16 protein-coding genes are annotated in these 16,815 nt (G+C 67.6%); 15 read left to right on the top strand and 1 reads right to left on the bottom strand.

What is annotated here, in order from left to right:
• Positions 1–126 precede the first annotated feature (126 nt).
• The 13 genes from dnaA (at position 127) to BMX29_RS10960 (ending at position 14,118) form a co-directional block, all read left to right on the top strand.
• Positions 127–1,521, top strand: coding sequence for a chromosomal replication initiator protein DnaA (gene dnaA / locus BMX29_RS10900; RefSeq protein ID WP_043845052.1), 1,395 nt, complete (start codon positions 127–129; stop codon positions 1,519–1,521).
• A gap of 186 nt (positions 1,522–1,707) precedes the next feature.
• Positions 1,708–2,826, top strand: coding sequence for a DNA polymerase III subunit beta (dnaN, locus tag BMX29_RS10905; RefSeq protein WP_092812650.1), 1,119 nt, complete (start codon positions 1,708–1,710; stop codon positions 2,824–2,826).
• A gap of 106 nt (positions 2,827–2,932) precedes the next feature.
• The gene (gene recF, locus BMX29_RS10910) at positions 2,933–4,033 is read left to right on the top strand and encodes a DNA replication/repair protein RecF (RefSeq protein ID WP_092812653.1); all 1,101 of its coding nucleotides are present in this window, start codon (positions 2,933–2,935) and stop codon (positions 4,031–4,033) included.
• Complete coding sequence (locus BMX29_RS10915; RefSeq protein WP_092812656.1) at positions 4,030–4,650, top strand: LysE family translocator; 621 nt, start codon at positions 4,030–4,032, stop codon at positions 4,648–4,650. The genes recF and BMX29_RS10915 overlap by 4 nt, the downstream gene beginning before the upstream one ends.
• 125 nt (positions 4,651–4,775) lie before the next feature.
• Positions 4,776–7,193: a DNA topoisomerase (ATP-hydrolyzing) subunit B gene (gene gyrB, locus BMX29_RS10920; RefSeq protein WP_043845046.1), complete on the top strand. Its 2,418-nt coding sequence runs from the start codon at positions 4,776–4,778 to the stop codon at positions 7,191–7,193.
• A 77-nt stretch (positions 7,194–7,270) separates the two neighbouring features.
• A complete protein-coding gene (locus tag BMX29_RS10925; protein WP_139196983.1) occupies positions 7,271–8,209 on the top strand; it encodes a LysR family transcriptional regulator in 939 nt (312 codons plus the stop codon).
• A gap of 118 nt (positions 8,210–8,327) precedes the next feature.
• Positions 8,328–9,383 carry a TRAP transporter substrate-binding protein DctP gene (dctP, locus tag BMX29_RS10930; protein WP_175471176.1) on the top strand — a complete coding sequence of 352 codons (1,056 nt, stop codon included), beginning with the start codon at positions 8,328–8,330 and terminating at the stop codon, positions 9,381–9,383.
• Positions 9,384–9,402: 19 nt separating this feature from the next.
• Positions 9,403–9,930 (top strand): TRAP transporter small permease subunit, encoded by a 528-nt coding sequence (locus tag BMX29_RS10935; protein ID WP_092812665.1) that lies wholly within the window; start codon positions 9,403–9,405, stop codon positions 9,928–9,930.
• Entirely contained in the window at positions 9,927–11,234 is a 1,308-nt protein-coding gene (locus BMX29_RS10940) for a TRAP transporter large permease (protein WP_092812668.1), read from the top strand. The genes BMX29_RS10935 and BMX29_RS10940 overlap by 4 nt, the downstream gene beginning before the upstream one ends.
• 2 nt (positions 11,235–11,236) lie before the next feature.
• Complete coding sequence (locus BMX29_RS10945) at positions 11,237–11,884, top strand: glutathione S-transferase family protein (protein ID WP_092812671.1); 648 nt, start codon at positions 11,237–11,239, stop codon at positions 11,882–11,884.
• Positions 11,881–12,447: a carboxymuconolactone decarboxylase family protein gene (locus BMX29_RS10950; protein WP_092812674.1), complete on the top strand. Its 567-nt coding sequence runs from the start codon at positions 11,881–11,883 to the stop codon at positions 12,445–12,447. Before BMX29_RS10945 ends, BMX29_RS10950 begins: the two co-directional genes overlap by 4 nt.
• A complete protein-coding gene (locus BMX29_RS10955) occupies positions 12,440–13,318 on the top strand; it encodes an amidohydrolase family protein (protein WP_092812677.1) in 879 nt (292 codons plus the stop codon). The genes BMX29_RS10950 and BMX29_RS10955 overlap by 8 nt, the downstream gene beginning before the upstream one ends.
• Positions 13,318–14,118, top strand: a complete 801-nt coding sequence (locus tag BMX29_RS10960) for an SDR family NAD(P)-dependent oxidoreductase (protein WP_092812680.1) — start codon at positions 13,318–13,320, stop codon at positions 14,116–14,118. Before BMX29_RS10955 ends, BMX29_RS10960 begins: the two co-directional genes overlap by 1 nt.
• A 40-nt stretch (positions 14,119–14,158) precedes the next feature.
• Here BMX29_RS10960 and BMX29_RS10965 read toward each other — a convergent pair whose 3' ends face one another.
• Positions 14,159–14,566, bottom strand: coding sequence for a PaaI family thioesterase (locus BMX29_RS10965; protein ID WP_043845037.1), 408 nt, complete (start codon positions 14,564–14,566; stop codon positions 14,159–14,161).
• A 170-nt stretch (positions 14,567–14,736) separates the two neighbouring features.
• On the opposite strand from BMX29_RS10965, the gene BMX29_RS10970 reads away from it, so the two are divergent.
• Positions 14,737–15,186, top strand: a complete 450-nt coding sequence (locus BMX29_RS10970; RefSeq protein WP_092812781.1) for a tripartite tricarboxylate transporter TctB family protein — start codon at positions 14,737–14,739, stop codon at positions 15,184–15,186.
• The gene (locus BMX29_RS10975; protein WP_043845036.1) at positions 15,186–16,712 is read left to right on the top strand and encodes a tripartite tricarboxylate transporter permease; all 1,527 of its coding nucleotides are present in this window, start codon (positions 15,186–15,188) and stop codon (positions 16,710–16,712) included. Before BMX29_RS10970 ends, BMX29_RS10975 begins: the two co-directional genes overlap by 1 nt.
• The last annotated feature ends 103 nt before the right edge of the window (positions 16,713–16,815 follow it).

The following is a 16,815-nucleotide window of genomic DNA, read 5'->3' on the forward strand; positions in this document are numbered from 1 at the left end:
AAGCGACAGTCGGGAACACGTCCGCTTCGTGCGCGAAGCGGAGACGGTTCTTGCGTCCCCGAGCAATGTGTTTCGTGTCGCGAGCGGGTCGCGGCAAGAGCAGAACATGGCACGGACCGGGGACACATGACACAAGAACAATGGGGCGCCTTGCGCAAGACTCTGTGCGAGACGATCGGCGAGAACAACTACAAGGCCTGGATCGAGCCGCTGCGCTATGACGGGCTCGAGAACGGCGTGGCGACCTTCGGGGCGCCCACCAACTTCGTCGGCACCTACGTGTCCCAGAACTTCGGCGACGTGATGCTGTCGCAGATGAACGCGCTGTCGGGCGACTCCGTCCGCCGTCTCCACTTCCGCGTCGTTCAGGGCGCCAACGAGACCTCCGAGCCGACGCGCTCGGCCGCGGCCGTCGCCCCCGCCACCCCCGCAGCGCCGACCTCGCCCGCCGTTGCGCCGGCGCAGGCCTCCTCCGACCTGCTTCCGGGCGCGCCGCTCGATCAGCGCTTCAAGTTCGACAGCTTCGTCGTCGGCAAGCCGAACGAGCTCGCCCATGCCGCCGCGCGCCGCGTGGCCGAGGGCGGCCGGGTGACCTTTAACCCGCTCTTCCTTCATGGCGGCGTCGGCCTCGGCAAGACTCACCTGATGCATGCCATCGCCTGGGAACTGCGTGAGAGGAACCCGGAGCTGAACGTGCTCTACCTTTCGGCTGAGCAGTTCATGTATCGCTTCGTTCAGGCCCTGCGCGACCGCCGCATGATGGACTTCAAGTCGATCTTCCGCTCGGTCGACGTGCTCATGGTCGACGACGTTCAGTTCATCTCGGGCAAGGATTCCACGCAGGAAGAGTTCTTCCATACGTTCAATGCGCTGGTGGACCAGAACAAGCAGGTCGTTATCTCGGCGGACCGCGCCCCCGACGAGATCAAGGATCTCGAGAACCGCATCCGGTCGCGCCTGCAGTCGGGCCTCGTGGTCGACCTGCACCCGACCGATTACGAGCTGCGCCTGGGCATTCTCCAGACCAAGGTGGAGCAACAGATGGCCTACAATCCGGGCGTGACGCTGCAGGACGGCGTGCTCGAGTTCCTCGCGCACCGCATCTCCACCAACGTCCGCGTCCTTGAAGGTGCGCTGACCCGGCTGTTCGCCTTCGCATCGCTGATCGGCAAGCCCGTCGACCTCGGCATGACGCAGGAATGCCTGACCGACGTCCTGCGCGCCAACGAGCGCAAGGTTTCGATCGAGGAGATCCAGCGTCGCGTGGCCGAGCACTACAACATCCGGCTGTCGGACATGATCGGCCCGCGCCGGACCCGCGCTTTCGCGCGGCCGCGGCAGGTCGCGATGTACCTGTCGAAGAAGATGACCGCGAAGTCGCTGCCCGAGATCGGCCGCCGCTTCGGCAAGCGCGACCACACCACCGTCCTGCACGGGGTGAACCGGATCGAGGCGCTCGCAAAGAGCGACGCGCAGATCGCAGAAGATCTCGAGATCCTGCGCCGGGCGCTCGAGGCCTGAGGGTATCCGGGCGGGACGGGCTGCGCCCGTCTCGTCACACTCGGCACGGTGGGCGGCCCGGAGCCGCCGCGCTGGCCTTGACGCCCCGCCCAAACAAACGGACAAAACAGGGAAACACGCCACGGGGCGGTCGATGTGCGGGCAAACCGCGCGCGGGCCCCGTCGGGCCGCGGAGGGATTTGGTCGATGAAATTCAGCATGGAACGGGCGACGCTGCTCAAGGCCGTGAGCCAGGCCCAGTCAGTCGTCGAGCGGCGCAACACGATCCCGATCCTGGCCAACGTGCTGATCGAGGCCGAGAAAGAGGGCGTGCAGTTCCGCGCCACCGACCTGGACATCGAGGTCGTCGACAAGGCCGTCGCGCAGGTCGAGCGCGCTGGCGCCACCACCGTCTCGGCGGTGCTGCTGCACGAGATCGTCCGCAAACTGCCCGACGGCGCTCTGGTCACCCTGACCGAGGATACGGCGGCCGGCCGCCTGACGGTCGAGGCCGGGCGCTCGAACTTCTCGCTCGCGACCCTGCCGAAAGAGGACTTCCCGGTGATGGCGTCGGCGGAATACGCCGCGAACTTCAGCGCCAAGGCCGGCACCCTGCGCCGCCTCTTCGACAAGTCGAAGTTCGCGATCTCGACCGAAGAGACGCGCTACTACCTGAACGGGGTCTACATGCACATCGCGGAGGCCGAGGACGGCCGCGCGTTGCGCTGCGTGGCGACAGACGGCCACCGCCTCGCCCGGATCGACGCCGAGGTTCCCGCGGGCGCGGAGGACATGCCGGGCGTGATCGTGCCGCGCAAGACCGTGGGCGAGCTGCGCAAGCTGCTTGATGACGACGACACCGACATCGCGGTTTCGGTTTCCGAGACAAAGGTGCGCTTCGCGACGCCGGACCTGACGCTGACCTCGAAGGTCATCGACGGCACCTTCCCGGATTACTCGCGCGTCATTCCGCAGAACAACACCAAGCGGCTCGAGGTCGACGCGACCGAGTTCGCCAAGGCGGTGGATCGCGTGGCAACCGTCAGCTCCGAGCGCTCGCGCGCCGTGAAGCTGCAACTCGACGAGGACAGGCTGGTCCTGTCGGTCAACGCACCCGACAGCGGCAACGCCGAGGAAGAACTGGCCGTGGCCTACGGCGACGACCGGCTCGAGATCGGCTTCAATGCGAAGTATCTGCTCGAGATCGCGAGCCAGGTGGACCGCGAGAACGCGGTGTTCCTGTTCAACTCCTCGGGCGATCCGACCCTGATGCGCGAGGGCTCCGACACCTCCGCGGTCTACGTCGTCATGCCGATGCGGGTCTGAGCGAAGGCACACCGCACCGCAGCGCGGTCGATTGCCACGACAGGCCCCGCCAAAAGCGGGGCCTTTTGCTTGCACAGGGGCCGAATGCACGCGTTAAGTCGCGCCCATGCCGCTGCACCTGACCCAGCTGACCCTGTCGCATTTCCGCTCGCACAAGCGCGCCGCGCTCGATCTCGACGCGCGGCCGGTGGCGATCCACGGGCCGAACGGCGCGGGCAAGACCAACCTGCTCGAGGCAGTCTCGCTGTTTTCGCCCGGCCGTGGGATGCGCCGCGCCAGCGCGCAGGACATCGCGCGGCGACCCGAGGCGCTGGGTTGGAAAGTCACGGGCGCGCTGTCCGCGCCCGACGGTGAACATGACGTCACGTTCATGTCCGAGGGCGGCGCCCCGCGCGTGGTTCGGGTGGATGACAAGCTCGCCCCGCAGACGGCGCTCGGGCGGCTGGCGCGGGTGCTGTGGCTGGTGCCGGCGATGGACCGGCTCTGGATCGAGGGGGCCGAGGGGCGGCGGCGGTTCCTCGACAGGGTGGCGCTGTCGTTCTTTCCGGGTCACGCCGACGCCGCGCTGACCTACGAGAAGGCCATGCGTGACCGGAACCGCCTGCTCAAGGACCAGGTGCGGGACCCTGCGTGGTATCGCGCGCTCGAGGCGCAGATGGCCCGGGCCGGCACCGGCATCGATGCCAACCGGCGCGCCGCGCTCGACCGGATCGACGTGGCTCAGCAAGGCGCACGGACGGCCTTTCCGGTGGCCGCGCTGGAACTGATCTCGACCGAGGCGCCGCTGCCCGAGGGCGAGGACGCGCTCGCTGCCGCGCTGGCCGACGGGCGGGGCCGTGACATGGCGGCGGGTCGCACGCTTATCGGGCCGCACCGCGCCGATCTGCGCGGCACCTTCGCGGCGAAGGGCGTCGATGCGGCCGACAGCTCGACCGGAGAGCAGAAGGCACTTCTGATCTCGCTGATCCTCGCCAATGCCCGCGCGCTCCGGGACGAGATCGGCGCCGCGCCGATCCTGCTCCTGGACGAGGTCGCCGCGCATCTCGACGCGAACCGGCGCGCAGCCCTCTATGACGAGATCGCCGCGCTCGGCGCGCAGGCATGGATGACCGGCACCGGCCCGGAGCTCTTCGCCGAGTGGGGAGATCGCGCCCGCCACGTCGAGGTCACGGAAAGCGACGGCATATCGGAGGTGCGGGACGCATGAGCGTGACCGTCGGACAACTGTCGCTTTACGCCGGTGCGCTCCTGATCCTGTTCCTCACGCCGGGACCGGTCTGGGTGGCGATGACGGCGCGCACGCTTTCGGGCGGCTTCCGCGCAGCGTGGCCCCTGGCCCTGGGCGTGGTGGTGGGCGACGTGGTCTGGCCGTTCCTCGCGATCCTCGGGGTGACGTGGATCGTGGATACCTATGCCGGCGTGATGACGGCGCTGCGCTGGGTCGCCTGTGTGACGTTCCTCGTCATGGGCGTCCTCATCCTGCGCAACGCCGACAAGACGTTGGCCGCCGACAGCCGCCTGACCCGGCCCGGCCTGTGGGCGGGGTTCGTCGCGGGCCTCGCGGCGATCCTTGGGAACCCCAAGGCGATCCTGTTCTACATGGGGATGCTGCCGGGCTTCTTCGATCTGGCCGGTCTCGGCTGGCGCGACATGGCGGCGATTGCGTCGCTCTCGGCGGTGATCCCGCTGCTTGGAAACCTGACGCTCGCGCTCTTCATCGACCGGGCGCGGCGGCTGCTGTCCTCGCCCGGTGCGGTGCGGCGGATGAACCGAGGCGCAGGGCTGGCCCTGATCGCGGTGGGTCTCGCCATCCCGTTTCTCTGACGGGGCCGGCAACTCCGCTCCTACCTGCGTGAGCATCGGCCGCGCGCCACAAAATCTTGTGTCGCTTGCGTGACATTGGTGCGCGTGACGGGTATGTTTCGGGCAATCGCAAACGAAGGAATGTCATGTCCGAGAACGCTCAGAACGCCGAGGAATACGGCGCGGGATCCATCAAGGTTCTCAAGGGGTTGGAGGCTGTTCGCAAACGGCCCGGCATGTATATCGGCGACACCGACGACGGCTCGGGCCTGCACCACATGGTGTACGAGGTTGTCGATAACGGCATCGACGAGGCTCTGGCCGGCCATGCGACCCGCGTGACGGTCACGATCCACGCGGATTCCAGCGTGTCGGTGACCGACAACGGCCGCGGCATTCCGGTCGACATCCACGAGGAAGAGGGCGTTTCCGCGGCCGAGGTCATCATGACCCAGCTCCACGCCGGCGGTAAGTTCGACCAGAACTCCTACAAGGTCTCCGGCGGTCTGCACGGCGTGGGCGTGTCGGTGGTCAACGCACTGTCCGACTGGCTCGAGCTTCGCATCTGGCGCAACGGCCGCGAGCACGTCGCCCGGTTCGAGCGCGGCGAGACCGCCGAGCATCTCAAGGACGTCGGTGATGCCGAGGGACAGCAGGGCACGCAGGTCCGCTTCCTCGCCTCCACGGACACGTTCTCGAACCTCGACTACGACTTCCACGTTCTTGAAAAGCGCCTGCGCGAGCTCGCCTTCCTGAACTCCGGGGTGCGCATCCTGCTGAAGGACGAACGCCCCGCCGAGCCACTGAGCTCCGAGCTGTTCTACGAGGGCGGCGTGAAAGAGTTCGTGAAGTATCTCGACCGCTCCAAGACCTCGGTGATGCCCGAGCCGATCTACATGACCGGCGAGCGCGACGGCATCGGCGTCGAGGTCGCGATGTGGTGGAACGACAGCTACAACGAGATGGTGCTGCCGTTCACCAACAACATCCCGCAGCGCGACGGCGGCACGCACATGGCGGGCTTCCGCGGTGCTCTGACCCGCACCATCACTCGCTACGCCACCGACAGCGGCATTGCCAAGAAGGAGAAGGTCTCGTTCAGTGGCGACGACGCGCGCGAGGGCCTGACCTGCGTTTTGTCGGTGAAGGTGCCGGACCCCAAGTTCTCGTCCCAGACCAAGGACAAGCTGGTGTCGTCCGAGGTGCGCCCGGCGGTCGAGGGCCTGATGAACGAGAAGCTGTCCGAGTGGTTCGAGGAGAACCCCGCGGAGGCCAAGATCATCGTCGGCAAGATCGTCGAGGCGGCGCTGGCCCGCGAGGCCGCGCGCAAGGCGCGCGAGCTGACCCGCCGGAAAACCGCGATGGACGTCAATTACCTCGCCGGAAAGCTCAAGGACTGCTCCGAGAAGGACCCGTCCAAGACCGAGCTCTTCATCGTCGAGGGTGATTCCGCCGGCGGCTCGGCCCAGACCGGCCGCGACCGTGGCACCCAGGCGATCCTGCCGCTGAAGGGCAAGATCCTCAACGTCGAGCGCGCGCGCTTCGACCGGATGCTGTCGAGCCAGGAAATCGGGAACCTGGTGATGGCGCTCGGCACCGGGATCGGTCGCGACGAGTTCAACATCGACAAGCTGCGCTATCACAAGATCGTCCTGATGACGGACGCTGACGTGGACGGCGCGCACATCCGGACGCTGCTGCTCACGTTCTTCTACCGCCAGATGCCGAAGTTGATCGAGGAAGGCTATCTCTACATCGCGCAGCCGCCGCTCTACAAAGTCACGCGCGGCAAGTCCGAGGTCTACCTCAAGGACCAGACAGCGCTGGACGATTACCTGATCCAGCAGGGCGTCGACGGAGCCCTGCTCGTGCAGGGTAACGGAGAAGAGATCACCGGCCAGGACCTCGTGCGCGTGGTCGACGAGGCGCGACAGCTCAAGCGCGTTCTGGATGCCTTCCCGACGCACTATCCCCGCCACATCCTCGAACAGGCGGCGATCGCGGGCGCCTTCGTACCGGGGGCCGTCGACAGCGACCTGCAGGGCGTGGCCGACCGCGTGGCCGAGCGTCTCGACCTGATCGCGCTGGAATACGAAAAGGGCTGGCAGGGGCGCATCACCCAGGATCGCGGCATCCGCCTCGCGCGGATCCTGCGCGGCGTGGAAGAGGTGCGCACCCTTGACGGCACCATGCTCCGCTCGGGCGAGGCACGCCGCACCGGTTCGTTCACCGACGCACTCAGGGCGGTCTACGAACGTCCGGCCTTCCTGCAGCGCAAGGAGCGCCGCCAGCATATCTACGGCCCGCTGTCGCTGCTTGACGCGATCCTCGAAGAGGGCGTGAAGGGCAACCAGCTCCAGCGCTATAAGGGCCTGGGCGAGATGAACCCCGACCAGCTGTGGGAGACCACGCTGGATCCGGACGCCCGCACGCTCCTGCGCGTGACCGTGGACGACGTGGCCGAGGCCGACGATCTCTTCACCAAGCTCATGGGCGACGTGGTCGAACCGCGCCGCGAGTTCATCCAGCAGAACGCGCTGTCGGTCGAGAACCTCGACTTCTGATCCAGCGGCGGGGCCCCCGGGGCCCCGCGCGCCGTCTGCCGCGGGCGGTCCGTCCGTGATGCGAGGGGAGGGGGCGCGTGTCAAAGAAATTCAGTGATCAGGACTGGCACCCGCCGATGCGCTCGCTGCGCTACTTCGTGTGCGTGGCCGAGGAAAAGAGCTTAACCCGTGCTGCGGGACGCCTGCGGGTCGCGCAGCCGGCGCTCAGTCGCCAGATCGCGGCGCTCGAGGACGATCTCGGCGTGCCGGTCTTCACCCGGATGCCGCGCGGGGTCGAGTTGACCGAGGCAGGGGAAATCCTGCTCGAACGCACCACGGCCATCTTCGGCCAGCTCGCGCAGACCTATCGCGACGTGACGACCCACGCGGCGGTGCCTCGCGGGCTGGTGGTCGTGGGAATGCCGCCCACGCCGGGCGAGTTCATCCTGCCTCCGCTTCTGGCCCGCGTTCGCCGAGACTATCCCGAGCTGGAGCTGCGCTTCGTCGAAGGCTTCAGCCGGGAGCTGGAGCGCGCGATCCTTGCCGGCGAAATCGGCGTCGCGGTGATGCACGAGCCACCCGACCGCAGCGACATCCATCGCCGCGAACTGCTTCGTGAGAGCCTGCACCTGATCGGGCCGCCCGAGGCGCTGGCGGCCACGTCCTATACCCTTGCCGAAGCGGCACAATTTCCGCTCATCATGCCGCCGCGGCCGAATTACCTGCGGGTGCTGGTGGACCGGGAAGCGGATGCCCGCGGCATCGACCTCAACGTGGTTCAGCGCGTGGACGGGGTCTGGCATCTCAAGGCGCTCCTGCGCGGCGGGCACGGCTACTCGCTGCTGACGCAAGGGGCGGTGATGACCGAGATTCACCAGGGCACGCTGTCGGCGCGTCCTGTCCGCGACCCGGTAATCGAGTGGGAGCTGTGCGTCGCGACGCGTGAGGATCAGCGCCGCAAGATGGCGATCTCGGTGGTCGAGGATGCGATCTACGATGTGGTCACCGATCTCGCGGAGCGCGGCGTCTGGCGTTGACGCCATGCCCGCGCGGCATCGCAATGATACAAAATCAATATTTGTGGCATGGGTGCCGGCGCGTCATCCTTCCCCGAGACGCCCGGATGGGAGCCGGGCGCTTCGAGGAGGAGACATCATGACCCGACAGATTCTGCTCGGCGCGGTGGCCGTGCTTGGCCTCACCGCCGCGAGCGCATCCGCCGAGACGTTCACTTGGATCACGTTCAAGCCGCAGGGTGCGGGGGACGCGCAGGCGCGCACGACCCAGTGGCTGGTGGACGAGTTCGAGGCCCGCACCGACGGCGAGCACCAGATCGAGGTGTTCTGGGGCGGCTCGGTCGCCGCGACGGGCGAGATCCCCGAGGCGCTGGCCAACGGCGTCGGCGACTTCGGCGACATCATCACCCCCTATTTCCCAGACGCCATGCCGCTCAACAACGCGGTGGGCTTCTTCATCCCCCAACCGATGGGCACGCTCGAGGTGGGCGAGGCGATGGAGCGCTGGCACGAGGAGTACCCGCAGTTCTCGGAAGAGCTCGAGAGTCAGAACCTGCACGCGATGGGTTTCCGCCCGCTCGAGACCTACGGCATGCTCTGCCGTGAGCCGGTGGAGGGGATCGAAGATCTCGAGGGCAAGCGCATCCGTTCCTACGGGTTCGCCTATCCGGCACTGATCGAGGCGATGGGCGCGACGCCGGTGTCGATCACCACCGCCGAAACCTACGAGGCGCTCGAGCGCTCGGTCGTCGACTGCACGCCGATCGGACCGGCCCTGGCACGCGGCTGGAAGTACGACGAAATCGCCAAGTACTACATCGACATGCCGCTTGGTGCGTCGTTCGGGCACCTGCTGGCGATGAACCTCGACACCTACCAGGGCATGGACGAGGAAACCCGCGCCGTGGTCGACCAGCTGGGCGCCGACTACCTGCAGGAATACGCCCGCGTCCTGGAAGAGGACCGCGCCCGCGTGCTCGAGCTGTGGCAGGGCGAGATGGGGGTCGAGGTGATCGACTTCCCCGAAGAGGACCTGACGGCACTGTGGACGACCCGCAGGTGCAGGCGGTCCGGGACGAGTGGATCGCGAAGGCCGAAGAGGCCGGCCTGCCCGTGGATGAGATCGTTTCCGAACTTCAGTTCTGAGCTCCGACCGTCTTGCGACGGGCCGCGTGCGGCGCGGCCCGTCCCCTGAATTCCACCGGAGCCGATCCATGTCCACGCTCATGCGGGTGCGGTCCCTCTACGGCCGTTTTCTTAAATTGTGCGGCCTGTTCGCCGGCCTGATGACCTTTGCGGTCATGTGCCTGGTCGTGACGAACGTCGTCCTGCGCTACCTGTTCAACTCGACCGTCCCCGGCACGTTCGAGCTGACCGAAGGCGCTCTGCCGCTCATCATCTTCCTGTCGCTGGCGCTGACGCAGTTCCACGGCGGCCATATCCGGGTCGTTGTCCTGACGCAGTCGCTGCCCGAGCCGGTCCAGCGCGTCCTTGGCATCATCGCGATGCTGGCGGGGGCCGTGCTGTTCGCCTGGGCCCCCAAGGCCGGCTGGACCGCCTTTGCCAAGTCCGTCGCGATCAACGAGATCGAGCGCGGCTCGATCCGGTATCCTCTCGCCCCGGTGCGCTTCGCCATCTTCTTCGGGATGGTGCTGCTGACCGTGCAGTTCCTGCTGGATGCGCTGACCCTCGCGCTGGGCGGGCGGTTGGCCGACGCGCATGGTGACGAGGTGGAGCCATGAGCAACCTCGTGATCGGCGCCATCGGCACCGCCTGCCTTTTCGCGGGCATCCTGATGGGCGTGAACGTCATGGTGGTCCTCGGCCTTGTGGGGGCCTTCGGCCTCGCCGCACTGGTGGGGTTCGGGGCGGCCACGTCGCTTCTGTCCACGGTGTTCTTCGAGACCACCCATTCCTTCCATTTCTCGGTGATCCCGCTGTTCCTGCTCATGGGCTTCTTCGCCATGCGCGCGGGCCTCGGCGAGGACCTGTTCGAGGCCACCACCAAGTGGCTCGGCGGTCTGCGCGGCGGGCTGGCGATCTCGACCACGATGGGCACGGCGGCATTCGGCGCGGCGTCGGGGTCGTCGGTGGGCACGGCGACCGTCTTCACCAAGCTTGCGCTGCCCGAGATGCTGGCGCGCGGTTACGACAAGAGCCTTGCCTCCGCCTCCATCGCCATAGCCGGAACCCTCGCCGTGATGATCCCGCCCTCGGCGCTGGTCGTGGTCTACGGCATCCTCACCGACAGCTCGATCGGCGCGCTGCTGGTCGCAGGCTTCATTCCCGGTATCGTCTTCGCCTTCGTCCTGTGCGTCACCATCTGGCTCGTGGTGTTGCGCCGGCCCGACCTCGCGCCGGTGGACACGACACAGTATTCGCTGCGCGAAAAGCTGTCGTCGCTGCGGCTTGCGGGGCCGCTGGTTCTGGTCATCGTCTGCATCGTCACGGGGCTCTATGCCGGGGTGTTCACCCCGACCGAGGCCGGGGCCGTGGGCGCGGCGCTGACCTTCGTGCTCGCGCTGATCCGGCACAAGGGCGTGCGCGGCATCGACCTGCCCGCGACCCTGCTCGAGACCATCCGCACCTCGGCCATGATCTTTGCGATCCTGATCTCGGCGCTGCTGTTCTCGAAGTTCCTCGCGCTGTCCGGCGTGGCCAACGTAGTCGGCGGCTTCCTGACCGGTCTCGACGTGGCGCCCTGGGTGATCGTGGTGCTCGTGTCGCTGATCTACCTGTCGCTCGGCATGATGATGGACGCGCCGGCTCTGCTGGCGATCACCCTGCCGATCACCCACCCGGTGATGATGGATCTCGGTTTCGACCCGATCTGGTTCGGCATCTTCGTGGTGCTTCTGGTCGAGATCGGGGCGGTCACGCCTCCCGTGGGGATCAACTGTTTCGTGGTGCAGGCGGCTTCGGACGGCCGGGTGCGGCTCGAGGACGTCTTCAAGGGGCTCGTGCCCTTCGTCCTCGCGGGCTTTGCCATGCTGATCCTGCTGTATCTCGTGCCGCAGATCGCGCTCTTCCTGCCCGAGAGGATGTGACCATGACCGACCTGCAGGACCTCTGGCACGATCCCGGCACGCGCGTCGTTCTTCGCTCGACCGAGACCTCGCCGTTCGGCCGGAAGGTGCGGATGGCGGCCGAAATCCTCGGTCTCGCCGGCCGGATCGAACGTCAGGCCGCCGACACGCTCGATACCTCCGACACGCTTCGGGCGCAGAACCCGCTGGGCAAGATGCCCTGCCTCCTGATCGGGGAGGAAGCGGTTTTCGACAGCGCCGTGATTCTCGAACTCCTGGATGCCGTGGCGGGGGGCGGACGACTGGCGCCTCGCGCGGGGCTGGCGCGCTTCCGTGTGCTGACCCGCGCGCGGCTTGCCGACGGCATCGCCGACGCTGCACTCCTGATGGTCTACGAGGGCCGCTTCCGTCAGGAAGGCGCCCCCGTGGGTGAGCGCTGGCTCGCGCATCAGCGCGGCAAGGTCGAGCGCGGGCTGTCGGTCTTCGACACGTCGCCGCCCCCCGCGGATCGGGCCGACCTCGTCTCGATCACGCTGTCCGCGGCGCTCGGCTACCTCGACTGGCGCGAACCGGTCGCGTGGCGCCCGGGGCACCCAAGGCTGGCGCGCTGGCTCGACGATTTCGCAGCAGCCACCCCCGCCTTCGAACACACAGCAAGGAGTGTTGCATGACCTGGCCACCGCAGCGCCTCGGCCCGCCCGATCCCTCCGGCTATTCGCCCCGTCAGCAGGAGATCCACGACGCCATCGCCTCGGGTCCCCGGGGCGGCGTGCGTGGGCCGCTGGCGGTCTGGCTGCACCGCCCCGAACTGGCCTCCGCGGCGCAGGCCCTCGGACGCTACTGCCGCTACGACACGTCGCTCGATCCGCGCCTGTCGGAATTGGCGATCCTCGTGACCGCGCGCGCCTTCGACGCCGAATACGAATGGTTCGCCCACAAACCACCCGCGCTGAAAGCCGGTCTCGATCCGGACATCGTCGAAGCGATCCGGACGATGCAGCAACCCTATTTCCACGATCTGGAAGAGGCCGTCGTCTACGAAGTTGCCTGGGCGGCGCACACGGAAAAGCGCGTGGACGACGCGCTGTACGACCGCGCCGCGCAGGTGCTGGGCAAGGCGCGCCTCGTCGATCTGGTCGGCCTGCTGGGATACTACACGCTGATTTCGCTGACGATCAACATCTTCCGGGTCTCGCCGCCGGAAGGCACAGAACCGGAGCTGACAGATGACTGAGCGCCCGCTGACCTGGAAACCGAATCCGCGGCAGACGCGCGTCGACCTGCCTGACGGGGCGACCGACTGCCACTGTCACGTCTTCGGCCCGGCCGAGAAGTTTCCCTTCGCGCCGGAAAGCAAGCTCGCGCCTGCCGACGCTCCGAAGGAGGAGCTTTTCGCGCTGCACGACCGCATGGGGATCGACCGATGCGTGATCGTGCAGTCGGGCACCCACGGCTTCGACAACCGCGCGATGCTCGATGCCATGGCGGCGCGGCCCGGGAGCTATCTCGGGGTGGCGCTGGCACCGCCTGATATCCCGGACGCGGACCTTGCCGAGTTCGCCGAGGCCGGCGTCCGGGCCATTCGATACAATTACATGGCTCACCTCGCACCAGGCGCGTCGGATGACGACCTGCGCGCGCTGGCGCCGCGTCTCGACGCCCACGGGATGCACCTTCAGATCCACATGGAATCCGCGATGATCGAGGAGATGGCCCCGGTCCTGTCGGAGATGCCGATCCCCGTGGTGATCGATCACATCGGGCGAGTGGACGCCTCGAAAGGACGCGAGCACGCGCATTTCCAGGCGCTGCTGCGCCTCATCGACCGGCCGCATGTCTGGTGCAAGGTGTCGGGCACCGAACGCGCCTCGCGCACCGAGCCGCCCTACGCCGACGCGGTGCCGCTGACCCGCGAGGTCGCCGAGCGCATCCCGGACAAAATCGTTTGGGGCACCGACTGGCCGCATCCGAACTACCGCACCGATCCGCCGGACGATGGAGACCTCTTCGACCTGATCCCCGAGATCGCGCCGACGCGCGAGCTGCGGCAGGCAATGCTGGTGGACAACCCGACGCGCCTCTACCGGTTCGGGGAGGGGGCCTGATGGCGGGGCGTCTGGAGGGCAAGATCGCCATCGTCACCGGCGCCGGCTGCGTCGGTCCGGGCTGGGGCAATGGCCGCGCCACCTGTGTACGCTTCGCGCAGGAGGGCGCCCGCATTTTCGCCGTGGACCTCAAGGCCGACACTATGGACGAGACGCTGCACCGAGTGCGAGAGGCCGGCTGCGAGGTCGAGCCGCATCTTTGCGATGTCACCGACCGCGCGTCCGTAGAGGCGATGGTGGACGCCTGCCGCGCGCACTTTGGCGGCGTGGATATCCTCGTGAACAATGTCGGCGGGTCGGCGAAGGGCGGCCCCGTGGACATGGACGAGGAAACCTGGGACCGGCAGCTCGACTTCAATCTCAAGAGCGTCTACCTGACCTGCCGCTCGGTGCTGCCGCACATGGCCGAAGCAGGGGCCGGCGCGATCGTCAACACGTCGTCGACCTCGGGGATGCGCTGGACCGGCGCCGCGCAGGCGGCTTATGCCTCGTCCAAGGCGGCGATCATCCAGTTCTCTCGCGTAACGGCGGTGGAGTTCGCGCCGAAGGGCGTCAGGGTGAACACTGTGGTGCCGGGGCAGTTGCACACGCCGATGGTCGAGACCCGGCTCGCCGGCCAGCGCATGGACGGGGACGTGGACGCGCTTCTGGCCTCGCGGGTGCGGCGCATTCCGCTGGGCTGGATGGGGGACGGGCGCGACACCGCCAACGCCGCGCTATTCCTGGCCTCGGACGAAGCGCGCTTCGTTACCGGCACCGAGATCGTGGTGGACGGCGGCATGAGCGTACGCTGCGACTAGAAAGGCCCGCAGTCGGCGCCGGCGTCGCTTTGGGACGCGGTCAGCCGCGCCAGATTTTCCAGACGCCGTGCGCCTCGAGCACCGGCACCCCGTCGGCCATGACCGTCCCGGACAGGAACGCCATCTGCCCGGTCAGCCGGGTGATCCTGGGCTCGATCGTCGCAACGGCCCCGATCGGCATCGGCGCGGCGAACTGGTGCGACAGGCTGACGGTGGCCGAGCGTAACGCGTCCGCGGCCTCTCGCGCGGTGAAGCCGAAGGCGCGGTCGGCGAAGGTCATGAGCATCCCGCCATGCACCACGCCGTTGCGGTTCATGTGGCAGTCGACGCCGATGAAGGCGAACTGGCGCGCGCCCTCGACTTCGCGCCGCCAGAGGCCGCCCACGTGTTCGATGAAGCCCTCGCAGGGCTCGAAGCGCCAGCCGTCGGCGGAAAGATCGTTCTGCATGAGCCTGTTGTGGCGCCTGACACGGCGCGGGGCAAGCCGCTTCCGGCGGCGCCCGAGACAAACGGTTGGTTAGGCTGACATGCGGGATTGAAAGTTGAACCGGCCCGGACATGCCGGGACTATCGTCGGTGTGGTTCCGCCCTGACGGAGCCCGCTGGGAGGAGGACATCGTGCTTGATCGGGACTACCGCGACATAGCGGGAGGGCTGCTCGTCGCTGCCTTCGGAGCGGCTTCCGGGCTCTACTCGCTGGCGCATTACCGGCTCGGAACGGTCACCAGCATGGGGCCGGGCATGTTCCCCACCGCGCTGGGCGTACTGCTGGCACTGGGCGGCCTGGGGATCGCCCTCGGCGGCGCCACCCGCAGGGGCTACCCGGTCGACGCCCGCATCCTGACGCCGGTCATCATCCTCGTCAGCATCTCCGTCTTCGCCCTTATGATCGAACCGTTCGGGCTGATCCCGTCGGTGTTCAGCGCCAGCGTCATCGCTTGCCTCGCCGAGCTGCGGGTGCGTCCGGTGACGAAGCTGGTGCTCGGCACCGTCCTGAGCGCGCTGACCTGGCTCATCTTCATCGCCGGTCTGCGCCTGACCATTCCAGCCTTCGACTGGCCGTTCTGATGGACATGCTCGCAAACCTCGCGCTCGGGCTCGAGACCGCCGTCTCGCCGGTCAACCTGCTCTACTGCTTTCTCGGCGTGTTCCTCGGCACCTTCGTCGGCGTGATCCCCGGCGTCGGACCGCTGGCGGCGATCTCGATGCTGTTCCCGGTGACGTTCCATCTCGATCCGACCTCGGCGCTCATCATGCTGGCGGGGATCTGGTACGGGACCACCTATGGCGGCAGCACCGCCGCGATCCTGCTGAACATCCCCGGCGCGACGTCGGCGGCGGTGACCTGTCTCGACGGCTATCCGATGTCACGGCAGGGCCGGGCGGGCGTCGCGCTGTTGATGACGACCGTGGCATCGTTCCTCGGTGGCTCGTTCGGAATCATCATCCTGACGATGTTCTCGCCGATCATCGCCAAGTACGCCCTGGCTTTCGGCCCGGCCGAGTATTTCTCGCTCATGGTGCTTGGCCTCGTGGCGGCATCGACGATCTCGAACGCCTCGGCGATCAAGGGCCTGTCGATGGTGGTCCTCGGGATGCTCGTCGCGACCACCGGGATGGACTCGCAAAGCGGCGTGCCGCGCTTCACCTTCGGGAATCTCGACCTGCTCGACGGCCTCGGCATCAGCGCGATGGCCATGGGCCTTTTCGGCATCGGCGAGATCATCGCCTCGGTGCGGAACGTGGACACCGGCAGCGTCGACGCCAAGAACGTCACCTTCCGCTCGATGATCCCGACCCGAGACGACTGGGGACGGTCGTGGATGCCGATGTTCCGCTCGGCCTGGGTCGGCTCGTTCTTCGGGGCGCTGCCGGGCACCGGACCGTCCATCGCCTCGGTCATGGCCTACGCCGTCGAAAAGCGTATCTCCAGGACGCCCGAACGCTTCGGCGAGGGCGCGATCGAGGGTGTCGTCGCGCCCGAGACGGCCAACAACGCCGCCGACCAGACCGCCTTCATCCCGACGCTCACGCTGGGCATTCCCGGCAGCGCCACCATGGCGCTGATGCTCGGGGCCCTGATGGTGCACGGCATCAATCCGGGCCCGAACCTGATCGTCCAGCAACCGTCGCTGTTCTGGGGCCTGATCATGAGCTTCTGGATCGGCAACCTGCTGCTGGTGATCCTGAACCTGCCGTTGATCGGGCTTTGGATCCGGCTCCTGCTGATCCCCTACAACTGGATGTATCCCGCGATAATCATATTCGTCTGCATCGGCGCCTACAGCGTCCGCTACGTCGCCTTCGACGTGGTCGTGGTGATGGCGTTCGGCGCGCTCGGCTATATCCTGAGGGTCTTCGCGCTGCCCGCGGCGCCGCTCCTGCTGGGCTTCGTGCTGGGCCCGCTGGTCGAACAGAACTTCCGTCGCGCGATGGTTCTGGCCCGCGGCGACTTCACCGAGATCCTCGCGCGACCCGTCAGCGGTGTCGTGCTCGGCCTCGTGGCCCTGATGCTGGTGTGGAGCGCGGTTTCGGCTTGGCGCCGCCGCTCGGCAGACCTGGCACCGGAGGAGATGAACAGCCGCACGGGCTGATCGCCCGGCCGCGGCCGACGAATTGCGACCTCCGGGCCGAACCGGGGGCCAATGGGGCACCGGGCCCCAAACCGGCCCGCACGAGGAGGTGCGGCGCAAACCC

It is taken from the genome of Roseivivax marinus (assembly GCF_900109705.1).
Classification (GTDB): Bacteria; Pseudomonadota; Alphaproteobacteria; order Rhodobacterales; family Rhodobacteraceae; genus Roseivivax; species Roseivivax marinus.